This window comes from aff. Roholtiella sp. LEGE 12411 (assembly GCF_015206995.1).
Lineage (GTDB): Bacteria > Cyanobacteriota > Cyanobacteriia > Cyanobacteriales > Nostocaceae > Komarekiella.
The window spans coordinates 25,093-43,269 of record NZ_JADEXR010000047.1 but is presented as its reverse complement, the minus strand read 5'-3'; the positions used below and the strand labels follow the sequence as shown (position 1 = coordinate 43,269).

At 39.9% G+C, this 18,177-nt stretch carries 17 protein-coding genes; 6 read left to right on the top strand and 11 right to left on the bottom strand.

All coding sequences use genetic code 11. The features are described from left to right. Positions 1–111: 111 nt before the first annotated feature. From IQ246_RS13055 to IQ246_RS13040, 4 genes are all read right to left on the bottom strand, one after another. Positions 112–954 (bottom strand): phytanoyl-CoA dioxygenase, encoded by an 843-nt coding sequence (locus IQ246_RS13055; RefSeq protein WP_194003651.1) that lies wholly within the window; start codon positions 952–954, stop codon positions 112–114. Positions 955–973: 19 nt separating this feature from the next. Then, positions 974–2,002, bottom strand: a complete 1,029-nt coding sequence (locus IQ246_RS13050) for a glycosyltransferase family 2 protein (RefSeq protein WP_194003650.1) — start codon at positions 2,000–2,002, stop codon at positions 974–976. Positions 2,003–2,247: 245 nt separating this feature from the next. Continuing rightward, positions 2,248–3,516 (bottom strand): class I SAM-dependent methyltransferase, encoded by a 1,269-nt coding sequence (locus IQ246_RS13045; protein WP_194003648.1) that lies wholly within the window; start codon positions 3,514–3,516, stop codon positions 2,248–2,250. A 106-nt stretch (positions 3,517–3,622) separates the two neighbouring features. Continuing rightward, on the bottom strand, positions 3,623–4,651 hold the full coding sequence (locus IQ246_RS13040; protein WP_194003646.1) for an NAD(P)-dependent oxidoreductase: 1,029 nt from the start codon (positions 4,649–4,651) through the stop codon (positions 3,623–3,625). Positions 4,652–4,748: 97 nt separating this feature from the next. Between IQ246_RS13040 and IQ246_RS13035 the strand changes: the two genes are divergently transcribed. Beyond that, positions 4,749–4,886 carry a hypothetical protein gene (locus tag IQ246_RS13035; RefSeq protein WP_194003644.1) on the top strand — a complete coding sequence of 46 codons (138 nt, stop codon included), beginning with the start codon at positions 4,749–4,751 and terminating at the stop codon, positions 4,884–4,886. A gap of 59 nt (positions 4,887–4,945) precedes the next feature. On the opposite strand, the gene IQ246_RS13030 is transcribed toward IQ246_RS13035, so the two are convergent. The 6 genes from IQ246_RS13030 to IQ246_RS13005 all read right to left on the bottom strand — a co-directional run bounded on the left by IQ246_RS13030 (position 4,946) and on the right by IQ246_RS13005 (position 11,276). Then, positions 4,946–5,161, bottom strand: coding sequence for a hypothetical protein (locus IQ246_RS13030; protein WP_194003642.1), 216 nt, complete (start codon positions 5,159–5,161; stop codon positions 4,946–4,948). Between the two features lie 10 nt (positions 5,162–5,171). After that, entirely contained in the window at positions 5,172–6,383 is a 1,212-nt protein-coding gene (gene lhgO / locus IQ246_RS13025; protein WP_194003640.1) for an L-2-hydroxyglutarate oxidase, read from the bottom strand. 57 nt (positions 6,384–6,440) lie between these two features. Beyond that, the gene (gene rfbF, locus IQ246_RS13020; RefSeq protein WP_194003638.1) at positions 6,441–7,214 is read right to left on the bottom strand and encodes a glucose-1-phosphate cytidylyltransferase; all 774 of its coding nucleotides are present in this window, start codon (positions 7,212–7,214) and stop codon (positions 6,441–6,443) included. 318 nt (positions 7,215–7,532) lie between these two features. After that, positions 7,533–9,713, bottom strand: coding sequence for a tetratricopeptide repeat protein (locus IQ246_RS13015; protein WP_194003636.1), 2,181 nt, complete (start codon positions 9,711–9,713; stop codon positions 7,533–7,535). Positions 9,714–9,766: 53 nt separating this feature from the next. Further along, the gene (locus tag IQ246_RS13010) at positions 9,767–10,549 is read right to left on the bottom strand and encodes a PP2C family serine/threonine-protein phosphatase (protein ID WP_194003634.1); all 783 of its coding nucleotides are present in this window, start codon (positions 10,547–10,549) and stop codon (positions 9,767–9,769) included. A 52-nt stretch (positions 10,550–10,601) separates the two neighbouring features. Then, a complete protein-coding gene (locus tag IQ246_RS13005; protein ID WP_194003632.1) occupies positions 10,602–11,276 on the bottom strand; it encodes a VWA domain-containing protein in 675 nt (224 codons plus the stop codon). Between the two features lie 745 nt (positions 11,277–12,021). Here IQ246_RS13005 and IQ246_RS13000 point away from each other — a divergent pair. The 5 genes from IQ246_RS13000 to IQ246_RS12980 all read left to right on the top strand — a co-directional run bounded on the left by IQ246_RS13000 (position 12,022) and on the right by IQ246_RS12980 (position 17,600). Then, positions 12,022–13,425, top strand: a complete 1,404-nt coding sequence (locus IQ246_RS13000) for a response regulator (RefSeq protein ID WP_194003630.1) — start codon at positions 12,022–12,024, stop codon at positions 13,423–13,425. A gap of 228 nt (positions 13,426–13,653) precedes the next feature. Continuing rightward, positions 13,654–13,875, top strand: coding sequence for a type II toxin-antitoxin system VapB family antitoxin (locus IQ246_RS12995; protein ID WP_194003629.1), 222 nt, complete (start codon positions 13,654–13,656; stop codon positions 13,873–13,875). A 236-nt stretch (positions 13,876–14,111) separates the two neighbouring features. Next, positions 14,112–16,544, top strand: coding sequence for a phenylalanine--tRNA ligase subunit beta (gene pheT / locus IQ246_RS12990; protein ID WP_194003627.1), 2,433 nt, complete (start codon positions 14,112–14,114; stop codon positions 16,542–16,544). 173 nt (positions 16,545–16,717) lie between these two features. Further along, complete coding sequence (locus IQ246_RS12985; RefSeq protein WP_194003625.1) at positions 16,718–16,987, top strand: YciI family protein; 270 nt, start codon at positions 16,718–16,720, stop codon at positions 16,985–16,987. 220 nt (positions 16,988–17,207) lie between these two features. After that, positions 17,208–17,600, top strand: a complete 393-nt coding sequence (locus IQ246_RS12980) for a hypothetical protein (protein WP_194003623.1) — start codon at positions 17,208–17,210, stop codon at positions 17,598–17,600. Between the two features lie 368 nt (positions 17,601–17,968). Here the strand turns inward: IQ246_RS12980 and IQ246_RS12975 are convergent, their stop codons facing one another. Further along, positions 17,969–18,160 (bottom strand): hypothetical protein, encoded by a 192-nt coding sequence (locus tag IQ246_RS12975; RefSeq protein ID WP_194003621.1) that lies wholly within the window; start codon positions 18,158–18,160, stop codon positions 17,969–17,971. Positions 18,161–18,177 lie beyond the last annotated feature (17 nt).

The window sequence follows — 18,177 nt, the reverse complement described above, 5'->3', positions numbered from 1 at the left end:
GGGGATGGGGGATGGGGAAGAAGTAATAAAGATGTACTGAATTTTTTTCAAAAATCAAATATGATTCCTATAGATTGGATTAGTATTAACAAAAACTTGGCAATTAATACACTATCGGCTATTTTCTACTTGCTCTCTTAACTCCATTTTGGGATAAGTATCATCCCAGTATTGAGTGCAAAGCTCTGGGCGTTCTGGGGGATTGGCTGTATAACAAAAAAATAAAGCTGAGCGGTCTTCTGTGCGTATTGTCCCGTGGTGGAAAGTCTTTTTTGTATCTACAATAATCACTGTTCCTGCTGGGCCAATACATGATTTCCAAGCTGATTTGGGAATAACTTCTTTTACTTCTTCATCGTTAATGCCTAAATAGCTTGACTTTAAAAGTTTGTAGTAAATTCGCCAATAATTCCAACTAAATAAAGAGGTTAAGGAACGCGGAATGTATTCAAATGGCCCGGTTTTTTCTTCAACATCATTTAAGTAAACAAAGATTTTGATAATCCGGCGGTCTTCTGCATCACTATGCCAGAGCAACGTACCAAACTGATTTTCACTCTTGAAATCTTTGCGTAAATGTACACCATGAAAAGTAATGGGAAGACCAATATAATTTTCGATGATATTGAGTAGTCTTTTCTCCCTTCCCCAGGTAGAGATTTCTGATAAATCTGTAACTGTGTAAATTTGTGGCCACTTTTTATCTAGATGGTCGTTGTTGGCATTTTCCATCTGAGATAATTGATTGTAAGCAGTTTTGAGCAGATCGGAAGTCGAATTTAATCCTAATTCGGCAAGTGTTGTTACATAAACGCCGTCTCGTTTGAGAGCATTAATAATTATGCGATCGCCTTCTTCCAATGCAGGCAAATTGGGAGCATGTTTCAAAAGTGCTAATCTATAAACTAACTCAGATCCTAGTGAAGCTATTTTGTTTTTAATGTTGTTAAGCATGGCATGATTACTTTATTTTTTACATGGATTTAGTAACTGATCGCTTACCATTAGCTCGCACTTGTTGAGTAGATGCTTCACTAGCTTCGGAAATTTTCAACTCTTTAAAACCCATGACATCAAATGCTGACAGGCTAACTAAAGTTAAAAAGGGAATAACTATTTTGATAGCAGACATCGGCCATCTTCTTAAAGCACCTAAGAAAACTTTCAAGTTTACTTCTCTACCATTTTGCAAAAGCATCCGCCTGCAAAACTGCTTGGAATATCCACTCTCCTCCAGTTTCAAAATAACTTCTGGTATATGTTTGTATTGCATTAATAGTGCAGACTTTGGTTCTTTTTGCCAATAACTCACACCGACAATACATTCCAAATAAGTCTCTTTAGTAACAATTACACTGCCATTAGCCGCACAATAACCAGCTAAGTATGCCAAAGATATCCAGTTATTCTCAGCATCTTGCCAAATTTGTAGAGCACGTTTTACTAAGTCAGTGCGGTACACCGTAGCAGTTAAAAAGATAACTGCGCCAACACTTTTAGAAAAACAATGTTCAAATATCGCTTTACCATCACCACGAGCATCTTCGCTATCAACATCAAACCAGCGGTTATCAACTATTGTTGGTGGATGAACTGGTTCACCAGTAATTTTATTACGACCAGAAAAGTTGAGAAACAATAATGATAAGTCTTCGTGCTTCTTGAGTTTGTCGATGACATAACTAACGGCTCTCTCCTGAATTGGGTCATCATCGCCAATTGTCCAAACATATTTTGTTGTTGCAGAGTTTAGGCAATAAATAATATTTTTGACTACACCTAAATTCTTGAAGTTTTTATTTACTTTAAAGGTGATATTACTAAGTTTAGTTTGCCACTTTTTTATGACATCCTGAGTATTGTCCGTAGAACAATTGTCAGAAACTAAAATTTCACAATCAGATTCAAAGCCTCTAATAGCTTGAGCTAGCCATTCTAACTGTTTATCAAGTAAATCGGCACGATTATAAGTAGGAATAGCGATGGTCAGTAATTTATTCATAGCGATAAAAATCAGTTTTTGTAGAGTCTAATATACTGCTTTACTGTCAAATGCAATCTCTCAATCTTCAATGGAAAAGTAAGGGTTATAAACTACTTCATCCGTTGATGCATTCAGCCAGGAAAAATTTAAAATTAATAGTGCTAAATTATGATATTTTTTAGTTATTAACCTGCAATTATTGCATTAATAATTCCAACTGAAGAAGCAGAGTAAGTAAAAAATACACTGCTTCTGTTTGATAATTACGATACTATGGATAGCAGATTATGTACAGGTGATGGATAAACTTGCACTTCAGGAATTGGCACTACAAACTGTCCACCCCACTCGCTAATAAATGCCATTTGTTCCATAATTTCTTCTTTCAGATTCCAGGGCAAAATGAGTAAATAATCTGGTTTAGTTTCGCGGATTGTGTCTGGATGAAAAATAGGAATATGAGTTCCAGGTAAAAATAATCCCTGTTTGTAGGGATTACGATCTACTGTATAATCGATAAAATCTTTACCAATACCACAGTAGTTGAGCAGTGTGTTGCCTTTAGCTGGCGCACCATAACCGACAATTGATTTACCCTTTGCTTTAGCCGTTAGTATAAAACTTAATAGCTTGTGCTTTGTCTGTTTGACTTTCTCTCCAAATTTAATGTAAGTCTCTATTCGATGCAGCCCAGCAGCAATTTCTTTTTCTTTTATTTGCTTAATTCGTTCGCTAATCCTGGGATTATCAACATAGTCATGTTTGGCATAAATTCTCAAAGAACCACCATGAGTTGGTAATTCTTCCACATCAAAAAGTTTTAAGTTGTGCGCTGCAAAAATTTTTTCTACAGTTAGGAACGAAAAATAAGAAAAATGCTCATGATAAATAGTGTCAAACTGATTTTGTTGAATGAGTTGCAAAATGTGAGGAAACTCCATTGTCAAAACCCCGCTTGGCTTGAGAATTAGTTTCATCCCGGCGATAAAATCATTTAAATCTGGTACGTGAGCTAAGACATTATTGCCTACTAAAAGATCAGCTTGTTTTCCTTGTGTAATTAGTTCTTTTGCGATTTCTACTCCAAAAAACTTGTTTATACTAGGAATACCTTTTTCTTGAGCTACTTTGGCTATATTGGCCGCTGGTTCTATTCCTAAAACTGGGATTCCCTTCTCTATAAAATATTGCAGCAAGTAGCCGTCATTGCTGGCAATTTCAATAACTTGAGTATGATGATTTAAGCCCAATTTATCTACTATCATATCGCTATAAGTCTTGGCATGTTTTAACCAAGTTGCTGAATAGGAAGAGAAGTAGGCATAGTCACTAAAAATGTGATCTGGAGTTTCAAACTGTTCTAGTTGAACTAAAAAAGTATCTTCTGAGATATAAGCATGAAGTGGATAAAATTTCTCGGCATTATTTAGCTGTTCCGCTGCTAAATAAGCGTTGGCTAAAGGAGACATTCCTAGATCAACAAAAGTATGTTGTAAATGTTGACGACTAAAACGACATTGGGCAATTCTCATAAACTAAATCTCACTGATGGGAAACAACTTGGTAGATGAGAGAAATCCGAATCAACAATATTTGATTCGGAAATTGCATTTTTTTGCTAATGGTAGGCTACTTTAACTACTTTTTATTCCAGAAGAAATCTTGGTCAATTTGCTCAGTACGAATCAGATACTCTAGCTGCTTTAAGCGCGTAAATCCTCTAAACAAGAAAGTATCTTCAGCCATATCTATTTGACTGAACAAATCAAATAACTGCTGAGCACCGGACTGAGCATTCCAATCACACTTAAATCCGGGTAGGGTTGTGTTGATTTTCTCGAAGGATACTCGATAGCTGCGGTTGTCTGCACCGTTGTCACCAAAGGACAATTTACAATTTGGGAAAATGGCAGCAATAATCTCAGCGATTTCTTTGACGCGATAGTTGTTCGCTGTATCTCCCACGTTGAAGATTTGGTTATGTACAATATCCCGTGGTGCTTCTAAGGCGCAGATTATCGCTTTGCAAATATCCAATGCGTGGACTAATGGACGCCAAGGTGTACCATCACTAGTCATTTTGATTTGTTTTGTAGTCCATGCCAAACCTGCCAGGTTGTTTAAAACAATATCAAAGCGCATTCTAGGAGAAGCACCAAAGGCTGTAGCATTCCGCATAAAAGTAGGAGAGAAGTCATCGTCAGCTAGTAGTTTGACATCTCGCTCTACTAGAGTTTTACACTCTGCGTAGGCTGTTTGAGGGTTAATAGGAGATGCTTCTGTGACATCACCTTCGGTAGCAACACCATAGACACTGCACGAAGACATATATACAAAGCGACGCACACCTATGGCTTTAGCCAGGTTAGCTAGACGAACGGAACCTAAATGATTAATTTCGTAAGTGATATTAGGTGCTAATTGTCCGGTGGGATCGTTGGAGAGTTCAGCCATGTGAACTATTGCTTCTACGCCTTGCAAATCTTCCGGGGTGATATCACGGATATCTTTGTTGAGAGTTTTGGCTGTTACTTGAGTACCGTTGTACAGCCAACCAACCTTATAGAAACCAGTATCGATGCCGAGAACTTCGTGTCCGCGTTCGATTAACAGAGAAGGTAATAACGAACCAAGATAGCCTTCTGTTCCGGTTACTAATATTTTCATTATTGTCAAATCCTCTGTATTAATGAGTTCGATTCAATTTCGCTGAGCAATTACTCTAGCGGGTACACCAACCGCAATTGAGTAAGGAGGAATTCTATTGATAACTGCTGCGACAAATTGTGGCATCATGTATGGCTTGTTACCCCACGACTCCGCTAACAGCAACAAATCTTTTGGTAAAGACGTTGAATTGCAACGTCTCTACAATGGTCTATCTGTCACATACTTTTTTTAATTTGTATAACTTCTTGTGGGAATTTTGTAGAGTCTAATACCAACACTACTACTTTCCATTTAGATATCAGCAATACCGGAAAGTTTCACATATATATATGTCAATGCAAACGGTTTTGTATAACTGATAGAAAATTGGAGGATACAGTTACTTTTGCCAGTAGAAATTAACAGCGATCGCTCACACATTTCCTGTATAGTGTAAATATTGAGAAACTTCCAATTTAAGTTTTTTTGAAGTTGCGATCGCTGATTTTTAATTCTACTTGCATCCACCAATTATGTCTTAAACTACTACAGTCTCTAAATGCAACGGTTGAGGAATTTGTGCCACAATCGCTTGACCAATTTCTAAGGAAGATGTAGCCGCAGGAGAAGGAGCATTGCAAACATGGATGGAGTTTTGAGCTTGAACAATCAAAAAGTCATCCACAAGAGAACCATTGTTCATCAAAGCCTGAGCACGAACTCCCGCATGAGTAGGAACTAAATCCTGTGCTTGAACTTCTGGAATTAGTTTTTGCAAACTTCTCACGAAGGCGGCTTTACTAAATGAACGAATGATTTCCTGAATACCTTCATCGGCGTGTTTTGCAGCCAATTTCCAGAAACCGGGATAGGTTATGACTTCCAGAAAATCCCCTAAGTTAAAGTCGGTTTTTTGATAACCTTCGCGCTTGAGGCTGAGAACTGCATTTGGCCCTGCATGAACGCTACTATCAATCATCCGGGTGAAGTGAACACCCAGAAAGGGAAAATCTGGATTAGGAACTGGGTAAATTAGAGTTTTGACTAGATAGCGTTTTTCTGGGGTGAGTTCATAATATTCTCCCCGGAATGGTACAATTTTGGCTTGAGGGTCAACTTGACCTAACTTGGCAATGCGATCGCTGTGCAATCCTGCACAATTAATTACGAAACGCGTTTCAAAACTGCCGTTGTTTGTTTCCAGTACCTGATTTTTACCGCTTGGAGAGATTTTTAGAACTTTTGTATTGAGATGTAAATCTCCACCTTGCTGTTTAATTAACTCAGCGTATTTAAAACAAACTTGCTTGTAATTAACAATACCAGTTGAGAATACCCGGATTCCACCTACGCATTTTACATGGGGTTCAACTTCTTTGACTTCCTCTGGGCTGATTCTCTGGACTGCCATGCCATTTTCTAAGCCTCGCGTGTAAAGCTTTTCTAGGCGTGGTAGCTCTTGTTCTTCTGTTGCGACTATTATTTTACCGCAAACTTCATGCTCGATTCCATGCTCTTGGCAGAATTCTACCATTGAGCGACTACCATCACGACAAAATTTAGCTTTGAAACTTCCCGGCTTATAGTAAATACCAGAATGAATCACTCCGCTATTATTACCAGTTTGATGAAATGCCCATCGGCTCTCTTTTTCTAGTATTAAAATACGTGCATTGGCATAGCGTTTGCCTAAAGCTAACCCGGTAGAAAGTCCAACTATTCCCCCGCCTATAATCGCAAAATCATACATTAGTATTATCGCACCTGAAGCCAGAGTATTGAAGTGTTTGTAGATCCAACTTGTTATCTACCATATCTTCCAAGGAGCCTGACTGTTCTTCCATAGCTCCTCTAGGTAGTTTTTATCGCGTAAAGTATCCATCGGTTGCCAAAAACCATGATGTTTGAAAGCAGATAGCTGTTCCATATCAGCTAGCTTCTCTAATGGCTCTTGCTCCCAAACAGTAGAGTCATCAGCAATTAAGTTAATTACTTCTGGTTCTAGGACAAAATAACCGCCATTAATCCAAGCGCCATCACCTTCAGGTTTTTCCCGGAAGCTGGTAATTTTAGTTTGCTCATTTCCTAAAGAAATAGCACCAAAACGTCCTGCTGGTTGAACTGCGGTGAGTGTTGCTAAGGTATTTTGTTCTCGATGAAAGTTCATTAGCTCTGTGATATTTATATCACTTACACCATCACCATAGGTAAAGCAAAAAGTGTCATTACCAACATGTTCGCTGATGCGCTTTAAGCGCCCACCTGTCATTGTATTATCACCTGTATTTACTAAGGTGATCCGCCAGGGTTCAGCATAACCGAAATGTACATTCATCTGGTTAAATCGCAGATCAAAGGTAACATCTGACATGTGTAAGAAGTAGTTGGCAAAATACTCCTTAATTATGTAACCTTTGTAACCGCAACAAATAATGAAGTCATTGATGCCGTGGGCAGAGTAAGTTTTCATTATATGCCATAGAATTGGCTTACCACCAATTTCAACCATCGGCTTGGGTTTGATACTAGTTTCTTCACTGAGGCGTGTACCAAGCCCTCCAGCCAAAATCACCGCTTTCATGCAATTACCTCGGAGATTTGCAGGTAGATTATTATTTTACTTTTACGATCTGAAGAGGATGCACTTGGATAGAGAAAAATTGATTTCTAATTTATTTTTCTCCGTAAATAATCTAACTAAGATTTTAATCAAAATTATGAAGGAAAGATAAATTAAAATCTTTTGTCTGTGAAAGCTTTATGAATATATATAAAACCGAAAATTTAATATTAATTTAAATACAAAAGTTACCTATAAAATAATCAGGGTTAGCTTTGGCTAACCCTGATTAGGCTTGATTTTCCTCCATCAAAACTAATAATTTGTTAGTGACAAAATTTACTTCTTTTCATTAGCTTTGTCAAACATACTTGAGCTTTGGAATAAACTATCACATTTGTTTTCTACAACTACGCAGATATGGCTGAGTGCTTGCTGGTAACTATCCATATCCTCTTGCTCAAGAGAGATTTTGGCAGCTGTTTGTAAATCTTGAATAGCTTGCGTATGGTTCGGGTTAATTTTACTGCCACTATATTGTGAAAGTTCATAACGAACCATACCTCGTTTGAGATAGACTTTCGCTAGCTTGGAATTGAGATTTAGTGCTTGATTAAAGTTGGTTATTGCTTCTTTGTATTCTTGAGCATAATTGGTGCTATATTGAGCGACTTGATAATAAGCAACACCCCGCTGATAGTAAGCTTCGGTTTTGGAAGAATTGAGATTTATTGCCTCGGTAAAATCCGCGATCGCTTTTTTGTAACCTTTTTGAGAATCACCGCTGTATTTGGCAATTTGAGAGCGGACAATACCCCGCCTGATTAATGCTTCCACTTCATTGCTATCGAGGCTTAGGGCATTATTAAAGTCTGCGATCGCTAGGTTATACTCTTTGTCAGGGTCGCTACTATATTCTGCGAGCATATATAGAGCATTGCCTCGATTCACAAAAGCTTTAACTTCTTTAGGATTGATTTGCAGAGCTTGGCTATAGTCTGTACGTGCTCCTTCAAAATCTTTCAAATTGTAGCGGGCATTGCCACGATTGACGCGAGCTTTAGCATTTTTAGGATCTTTTTCGATTGCGTGGCTAAATTTTTCAATTGCTAAATAGTAGTCTCGCACTTTATAAGCAGCATGACCCTGCTTGTAGTAATCTGCGAAGCTGAGATTATCCTTTTTAGGTGTCTGGCGAGGCTTCAATGTTTGTTGAGTGTAAGCATTTTGGAACACAAATGGACGAGTAAATTTAATCATTACGTCCAAATATCCCAAAACACCAAAACCCAGCAAGCAACAAATAATCGGGTATAATTTTGGTCTTCTGGAAGGTTGATAAGGCGCAACACTTTGGGTAATTGGCTGCCAATAATTAACAGCGTGGGCTGGTATTGCTGGCTGTGGGAAACGTGGAGTCTGAGTGTGGCGCTTTCTCGATTTGATGCGCGGTTGTAGATGTTCTCTACTTTCTACTGCTCGATGGGAGGGAAAGGGATCACGTCCGCCTAAACGTGATGTCCGTTCACACCAAGGACAGCTTTGCAGATGATTATTGTAGCGATGCTGGGGATTTACAGTACAGCTAATCAGGGAATCTTCAGCTTCGGCTAGTGCTGATAGCCAGGTTTGAGCGCTGGGGCGGAGGTGGGGGCTATTGTGGCTTTCTTCAAAACAACGGACAAATAGTTCTTGTAAGTTGGGATGGAGAATTTCCCAAGCGGGTGCAATTGGGGTAGGAAGGTAGGGTACGCGCCGCTGTTTACTGTAAGTGAAGTGTCCAGCAGCAATACGTGCTTCGTAGGGTGGTGGTTCAACAGCGCCTTGAAAGATACCAGAAAATGGATGAGTGCCTTCCATTAATAGTTGGAATACCAGCACTGCTAACCCAAATAAGTCGTGGGAAATTTCGCGATCGTGCTGTGCAAAAGTTTTATTCTGTAATTCTGGTGGGGTAAACTCTGGTTTGCCCACTGAGCAGCGATAAACTATATTGTTGTTTGGATCGCGTACTTGGAAAGAGTCTGTGTCTACCAAGGTGACAAGTGCTGTGTCGCTGACGAGGATATTTGACTCATTGACATCCCCAACGCAATATCCACTACTGTGTAGAGCAGCGAAAGCCGCCGCTAGGTTACGAGCCGTGCGGAGCAGGTACTGATAATTGAATAAAGGGCAGTGTTGGCGGCGGGTTCTAGGGTTGTAAAAGTCGATGATTGGACGCATCCCCTGAATGCGTGGCATCAAAAAGCCGATGACGCCACCGCTACCATCTGCTGATCGCAATAAAACTTCTGGCCAAGCGATGGAGATATGCCCCAAACTAGCCGTAGGGTTATCCGGTGGATTGGCAAGCATCGCCTGGAGTTTATCAGCATGTGCAGTAGTTGGCTTGTGATAAATCTTGGCCACCATATTGCTATCAGATGGCAGTGCATAGACACAAGCTTCACCACCACGCCCCAGACTGACACTGAGGTTGAGAATTTCTTGCTTAGGAAGACAACGTAGTACCTGCATGGTGAATTATCGCTAACGGGAGTTGTTTAAAATGCCAAACACTAGACTATTGCTCATGAGTTGCTGAATGCAGCTATAATAAGTGTCAAATCATCATCGGTGCGTTGCGTGATCCGCTCAGAGCGTAAAAAGCTCACCAACTGCTCTTTTGCCACTGTTTTATCCTCGGAATTCGCTACAAACTCAAACAAAGGAAAAAAGAACGGTTTGTGAGGTTCACTAACAACCATATTCAAAGCCAGCATTTGTAGTCCGTCGGTAAGGACACCAACATTGATTATGTCTTCACGCCATAATCTCATCTGCGCTGTATCCAAAGCACTGGCCGAAGTCAAAAAAGTAGTTTCGTTGATGTATTCGCCGCTGTCAGGCATGGTAAGTGCTAGGAGGTTGCCCATGCTATCTTTTGCTACGGCTAATCCATCACCTATCTGCGCTACAGCTACGACTTCTGGTGTAGCCACCAGAATAATTAAGGTAGTCGCTAAATCTTGAGGCTGTTTATTACAAGCAGCCGCCTCATCTTCTACAGCTTTTTTGGCGGCTACTATCGCCTCAGTCAAGAGCGATCGCACATTGGTATCATTAGTCAGGGTGTCTCTGGTGACTTGTTTGATGGAAATGTTTTCTATTGCTGTTTCTACAGCAATCATTGCCCCCACTTTCCCAAGGCTTGCTGAACCCGCACCATCTGCTACCGCTACCACTAAAACATTATCTGATAATACCTGCCAGTGGTGAGCATCTTGACACAACTGCTTGTTCTTTAAATGGCTTGTACCACATACAGATGCAGCTACTACCTGCCATTGAGCAATCTGTTTTGATATGTTCATAGATTTTATTCCAACAGCCAGCTGTCATAAACATCAAGCTGCCATCTTTAAATTAAACAGCCCCCCAACCAATCGGTGGTAGTGCTACCTGTTCGTCTACCTGGGAATGGGAAACAGTTGACATACTAGCTGACAGCCAGACAAACATCTCGATAAAGTTTAGACCTTTGAGTTTTAGGGGAGTACGCACAGTGATTTGATTTAAGCGCGTCATATTCGCGTTTTCTACACCGACTGTAAAAAAAGCTACGCGCTTACTTGCTTCATCTCCTTGTAGACGCTGCGCTGCTTGCTCTACTACATTGTCTTGCTCACCTTGTGGCTCTCCATCAGTAATCATAAATACCCAAGGACGATAGTAAGCAATGCCGTTAGAACGATACTGAGATTTGCGCTCTTGAATTATGTCTAAGGCTTTATGAATTCCTGAACCCATTGTAGTCAGTCCCTGTGCTGTCAAAATGGGTGGATTGAATTGATCAGCAGTCACAAAGTCTTGTACTACGTTGACATTACTATCAAAAGTAACTATCGCTACCTCTACTCGTCTTGCTGCCAAGGAATTTTTTACTAATTCATCTTTCAAACTCAGCAAGCCCTGATTTAAAGCCTCTATCGGCTCTCCTTGCATAGAGCCAGATGTGTCTAGTAATAGTACGCACGGACAACGCGGTTCTGGGTTTTCAGCAAACTCCACAACTTCATCAAGTCTTAATGTATCATGCATAACTTTTTGTGTTATGTTATAGTCCAAAGCTTTATTTCCCTCGCTCTCAAAGTATATAGTTTATCAAGCCAACACGACTACAAATATTGTGTTTGGCAATAGATAATTTAATCTTTATTAAACAGAATATTTTCACAAACATCTCTACATATCTAAGAAATTATTAATCACGACTAGTTTAATAAACAAAGAATTTATCAGGAGCTGGCATTACCTGTTGTAGTGGATCTACCAAAAATTCATCTATTCATAACTAGGATACAATAAATACGTACGTTTTCCTAAATAAGTTTTTAAAGATTTCATGTAGTAAAATTCCCGTTTCTACATAAAGTAATTAGTCCTAATTAAGAGCATCAGACTTCAGAACTATTCTTGTAAGAACTGTGTGAACTTTACTTCAAAATTGTTTAGCAAGTAACTGGGTGTAAATAAACATAATTTTTGAAGTCTTTAGCCAAGAGTTGTCGGTGGTGAGGGTAACTGACAACTAAGACTAACACCTATAAAATAGTCATGACAAAAATTTACATCTGCTTATGCCCACTTACTTCTTTTTCTGGAACTTAGAAAAACCTGTTGAATATAACAAAAAAATTATCAAAATTATAGCTTGTAATATATATACATATTTTAAAAGAAATAATTTGTCTGTAGAGAAATATTAAAAAGAAGGAAATCCTTCATAACCGATATTTCCAATTTACGAATGTTTAGTCGCTTATCCGCAAAAAACTCAAAAAATATGAATAACTCAGGTACATTTACTAAACTACGTCCTCAGAGTTTGTTAAGACAGTTATTTAATTGCTCTGAGACTATTTGTTTACAAGCATTTAGCAATTCAGTTTCTTGGTCGATTTACTTAGAGCAAGGCAAAATAATCTATGCTACCCATTCAGTTGAACCCTTTGATCGATTAGAACGTCATTTGCGTCGCCTCAGTCATCAAATTCCACTACTTACCAGTGAAGTTCGTGTTCAATTACGTCTGATGTTTGAACCAGATACATATAGTCAGGTAGCAGAACACGACAGCAATGCCCGAAATCAGCCTCCTGAATATCAAGCCATACAATGGCTTATTAGTCAACAATATCTACATTCTACACAAACAGCAGTACTGATTCCAGAATTAGTTAAAGAAGTGATTGAATCATTTCTATTGCTCAAAGAAGGTACTTATGAACTAACAGAAACCCTGAATAGAATGCCAATCATTTGCAGATTGGATGTAAAAAATATTTTAGAACACAGTCAAGCAAGACTAAGAAATTGGAAGTCTTTTGAACCTCAAATTTCTTCTCCATATCAACGTCCATATCTGTTGATTTCTGGCAAACTACAGAACGGAAACTTACCAAATCTCAAGCCCAATTTAACTAATTGGATGAAGGGTTTCAGCTTACGTCATCTTGCTGTGATTATGAATCAAGATGAAATCGAACTGGCTCACAATTTATACCCTCACATTATTCAGGGAAAAATTATCTTACATGAACCAGACCCACCATTTGATCAGTTACCAAATACATTGGAAGAATTTACCCAGTCTTCTAAATTGATAACAGACTTAATTAATCGCAAATCAGTTGATGTTGTAGAAGAACTAAGTAACACAACTAGTAAAGCTTACCCAGATAATCTTGAAAACAGTATAACTCCTATTGAGCGATCGCCAAAATTTTCTGAGTCTTTAAAAGAAAATTTTCAGGAGTTAGAAACCAATAATAACATAAATATTGCTTCTGAAAAAGTTACGTCTAATACTGTAATTGCCAAAAAAACCTACAAAATCATTTCCGTAGATGATAGCCCCACAATTCTCAAAGAAATTAGCCGTTTCTTAGAAAATGAAAATTTTGATGTTGTGACTATTAACGAGCCACTGAAAGCGGTTATGTCGATTATCAGACACAAACCAGACTTAATTTTATTGGATCTGAACATGGTAGGAATTGATGGATATGAGTTGTGCCAAATCATACGAAACAACTCGCTATTTAAAGAGATACCGATTATTTTTGTAACTGGAAACAAGGGAATAGTAGATAAAGTCAAAGCAAGACTGGTAGGGGCATCTGGATATCTTACAAAACCTTTTACTCGCGCGGAGTTATTGAAGATAGTCTTTATGCATCTAACTTAAATTAACTATCACGCTGTAATTTTTTCGGAAAATTATTATCGAATGCAGCTACACTATTGGTCAGTATCATGGCTTTTAGAAGAAGATAATACTGACCTGCGGCGAGTTTAATGAAAAGGATTGGTTACGTTTGTATTTGTCAGCAATTGCAAGCCGTTGAATTATAAAACTCAAGTTGTTCATCCAAGAGGTTATTTTGCGAACATTAGTTTGTGTAATAATGTCAACATGGCTATTAATCTAGAAATTGACGAAAACTTAATTCAGAAAGCCCTCGAGCTTGGTGGTGATCGTACTAAGCGTGCCGTTGTTGAAGAAGCATTACGAGAGTATGTGCAGCGTCGAAAGCAACTGAAAATTCTAGAATTATTTGGCACGATTGAATACGATGATGATTATGATTTTAAGAATTTCAGTCAGCATATTCCCGTAACTTTAGTTGAATATTAGGTTTACATTGATTAGATGATTGGTGCAAGTTGTTTTTTATGTAGACGCAGAGCCGCAGGCTGCTGCCAAAATCTCAAGAACGCAAAGGAAAGATAGCTAAAAAAGATTGTTCCGTCAGTTCAACGTAGTAGGATTGTTCAGATGGAAGGGTATGTCTTGCGAGATGAGTAGCCATCGATCGCTAATTGACACCCTAAAATTAGAGCAAAAGACGATTTCAAAAACCAGCACACTCCATGCGTATTTCTCTAAATTGGCTGCGAGAACTAGTAGAGATAAAACTGAGCCACGAAGAATTAGCCGAAACCCTAACAATGGCTGGGTTTGAAGTAGAAGATATTGAAGATCGGCGCACTTGGGCAAATGGCGTTGTGGTGGGAAGAGTGCTTGAGCGTCAACCCCACCCCAACGCTGATAAATTGAGTGTTTGTCAAGTGGATATCGGTGCAGATGAAACTTTAAATATTGTCTGTGGTGCTCCCAATGTCCGGGCAGATATTTATGTACCAGTAGCAACAACAGGTACTTACTTACCTAACATCGATTTAAAAATTAAACCTGCAAAACTGCGTGGCGTCCAGTCTCAGGGTATGATCTGCTCTTTAAAGGAACTCGGTTTACCTAGTGATGTAGACGGAATTCATATTTTTCCTCAAGCAAATTTGCCAGTGGGTAGCGATGTGCGTACATTGTTGGGTCTAGATGATGTAATTTTAGATCTCACTGCCACAGCTAATCGCGCCGATGCTCTGAGTATGGTAGGGGTAGCACGAGAAGTAGCAGCTTTGACAGATGCAAAGTTGAGCATTCCTGAACCGGGTGAGGTAGCGATTACCAGAGGTGGTGGAAATTTAGCTTTAAAAATCACCGAGCCGCAAGCTTGCCCCGCCTATATTGGTACAGTAATTGAACAAATCAAAATTGCGCCATCTCCCGATTGGTTGCAACAGCGCTTGCGGGCGGCTGGAGTCAGACCAATTAATAATGTGGTGGACATTACTAACTATGTTTTGTTGGAATGGGGACAACCACTGCACGCTTTTGATTGCGATCGCCTAAAATCTGTTGCTGGTAGTGAAAATCTAACCATTGGTGTCCGCTTCGCCGCTGCTGAAGAAACCCTCAAAACTTTGGATGGACAAACTCGCACCCTCAAAACTCAAAATTTGTTAATCACCGCTAACGACAAACCCGTAGCCCTTGCGGGAGTCATGGGTGGAGAAGAAACAGAAGTGCATGAAGGTACTCAAAGCCTTGTTTTAGAAGCAGCCTTGTTTGATTCTGTAGCAATTCGCCGTTCTTCCCGGAGCGTGGGGTTAAGAAGCGAGGCTTCTGGTAGATACGAACGAGGAGTTAATCGGGCTGAGTTGGAAGTAGCCAATCGCCGCGCTTTGGCGCTGATTAGCGAGTTAGCTCAAGGTATGCTGGTTCAGCAGGAAATTGCCGACACTCGCCCTGATCCATCTACTTGGAGTCATTCTATTGTACTGCGTTTAGATAGAGTCAATCAGATTCTCGGCCCAATCGACTTGGCAGAGGACACAGGAGAACTCGAAGCAAAAGATGTTGAACGCATCCTGACTGCACTAGGATGTCAGTTAACGCCTTCGGGAGAAGGTACTTGGTCTGTTTCTGTACCGCCCTATCGTTACCGTGACTTAGAACGGGAAATTGACCTAATTGAAGAAATTGCCCGTCTCTATGGCTACAACAAGTTTTGCGACACTTTACCAGAAAAGGCGGAAGCTGGTTATCTACCTTTAGATCAGGAACTGATCCGCGAGTTACGCGCTTACCTGCGGGCGGAAGGATTGACAGAATTAATCCACTACTCTTTAGTGAAACCAGGGGAAGCAAGCCAGATAGTATTAAGTAACCCTTTATTTGTAGAATATTCGGCGCTACGAACTGATTTAATCTCTGGGTTGATTGATGCTTTTCAATACAATTTAGAGCAAGGTAACGGTTCTCTCAATGGCTTTGAAATTGGGCGAATTTTCTGGCAAGAAGACGGGTTACAAGAAGCAGAAGCGATCGCTGGTATCATCGGAGGCGATTGTACCATTGGTAAATGGTCAACAAGTGGTCGAGAGCAATCCCTAACCTGGTTTGAAGCCAAAGGTATTTTAGAAAGTGTATTTCGGCAACTTGGCTTACAAGTAGAATATCAACCAGATCGCCGTGATGAACGCTTGCATCCAGGATGCACCGCCTCACTCTGGGTTAGGGGTAACAGACTAGGTATTTTTGGACAACTCCATCCCCAAGTGCGACGCGAAAAAGGCTTACCAGATTCAGTCTACGTTTTCCAGCTAGATGTAGACGTGCTCTTAGATTCTATGGAACAAGATGAAATCCTCACTCCGACGTTTCATCCTTATTCCACCTATCCAGCTAGCGATCGCGACATCGCCTTTTTCGCACCAGTGAAAGTCTCCGTCGCCGAAATTGAAAAAGCAATTAGCAACGCTGGTAAAGGCTTACTGGAATCAGTGGAATTGTTTGATGAATATCGCGGCGAAAATGTACCACAAGGACAACGGAGTTTGGCATTTCGCTTAATCTATCGATCCAGCGATCGCACTCTCACTGAGGCTGAAGTCGAACCAGTCCACAATCAAGTCCGCGAAGCTTTAGTAGAAAAATTCGGCGTTAACTTGAGAAGCTAAAACTCAGGATATTTCTAGTTCCCAGGCTCAGCCTGGGAATACTCTACTTGAGCCTCAGCCTCATCAATTAATACACAATACGGTAAAACAAGCAATTGACAATCTAATTTTAGAAATTGATTAGATCAAACTCCTAGCACAATATATTCTTAACTAGTAGTACTAACAAAGATATGACTAAATATATCCTCTGGGGAACCTATTGCAAAGACGTTCTAGAAAAGCGTACTCCTTACCGTCAAGCTCATTTAGACGGATTAGCAAAACAGAAAGAATCTGGTGTGCTGATTACTATTGGCCCTACCAAAGATGTCACGAAAGTTTTTGGAATTTACGAAGCCGAAGACGAAGCTACCATCCGCCAATTGATTGAAAATGACCCTTATTGGAAAAATGGCATCTGGACAGAATATTCTGTCAAAGAGTGGATTCAGGCTATTTAGTCAAAAATCGATAGTTAGCTAATCAGTAAATCTTATCAGTCTATAAGATTGCCCAATTTATACCTTTAGTAGATGCAATCGGGGTTTTATTAGTGTCATTATGGGAGTGTTCTCAAACCAAAAACCGTTGCTATGTTGTCTAAACTAAAAAGTAAGATCATCTGCGATCGCAACAACTCCGGTTTTCTCCAGGTGTTTGAAATTTTGAGAGGGTTCTACCATGAATCGAATTCTAAAACGTGCGCTTTTACCCGGTCTGATGGCTGCCAGTTTAGCTGGTGTCACCTTAGTTCCTGTTAAACCAGCTGCTGCCGATGACCAAGTACTAAGAGATGCAGCCATTGGAGCTGGTACATGCGTAGTAACTGGAGCCATTAGAGGACGTGGCACAGTATTACGCAATGCTGCTAAATGTGGCGCTGCTGGCGCTGCTGTCAATGGAGCCAATGGGCTAAGACGCAATCCCAAAAAACGTGACTTAGGTCAAGACGCCGCAGTCGGTGCAGGCGCTAGCGCCGCAACTCGTGCAGTTCTTGGCGGTCGTGAAGATACCGCCGGTGATTTACTTGATGGTGCAGCAGCGGGTGCAGTCATCAATATCCTCACCAAATAAAAAGCAATTCGTAATCCCTCATTGGGAATTTAAAACCTCGTTTCCAGTCAGAGACTGGAAATGATCTCTATTGCGGCTCTGCCGCGAATTCGGCAGGCAGAGCCTCGCAATTGGCATTCCCAGTCAGATACTGGGAATCATTAGTTTTTTTAAAAATATTAGATCGCTCTGCTTCGCTTACAGAGAGCAAAATAAACTCCAGTAAAGTACAAAGGGGATTAAAGTGCGATCGCTCTTTAAAAAATTTACCTAAAAATCGGAATTTTAGAGAAAAATAGACTTTGTTTGTAGTTAGTGCTTTAGCGCTAAAGCACTAACTACGAACCTATCAAATCAATCTTGACGACAGATAACTTTAAAAGTCATCTCTAACCCTTCAAAGCCTTTTTAAAGTTTCGACGATAGGATTGATTCGTAATAAACAAAGCTGGCCATAACAAAGCTAAACCAATGCGATTGGGCAAACTGGGATTAAAATTAGTTCGCTCAAACCCATTCCAGAATTTCCAAACGCCACCAACATAAACCACTATTAAACCGAAAATAATTAATTTAACCATTCCCATCAACTCCGTTA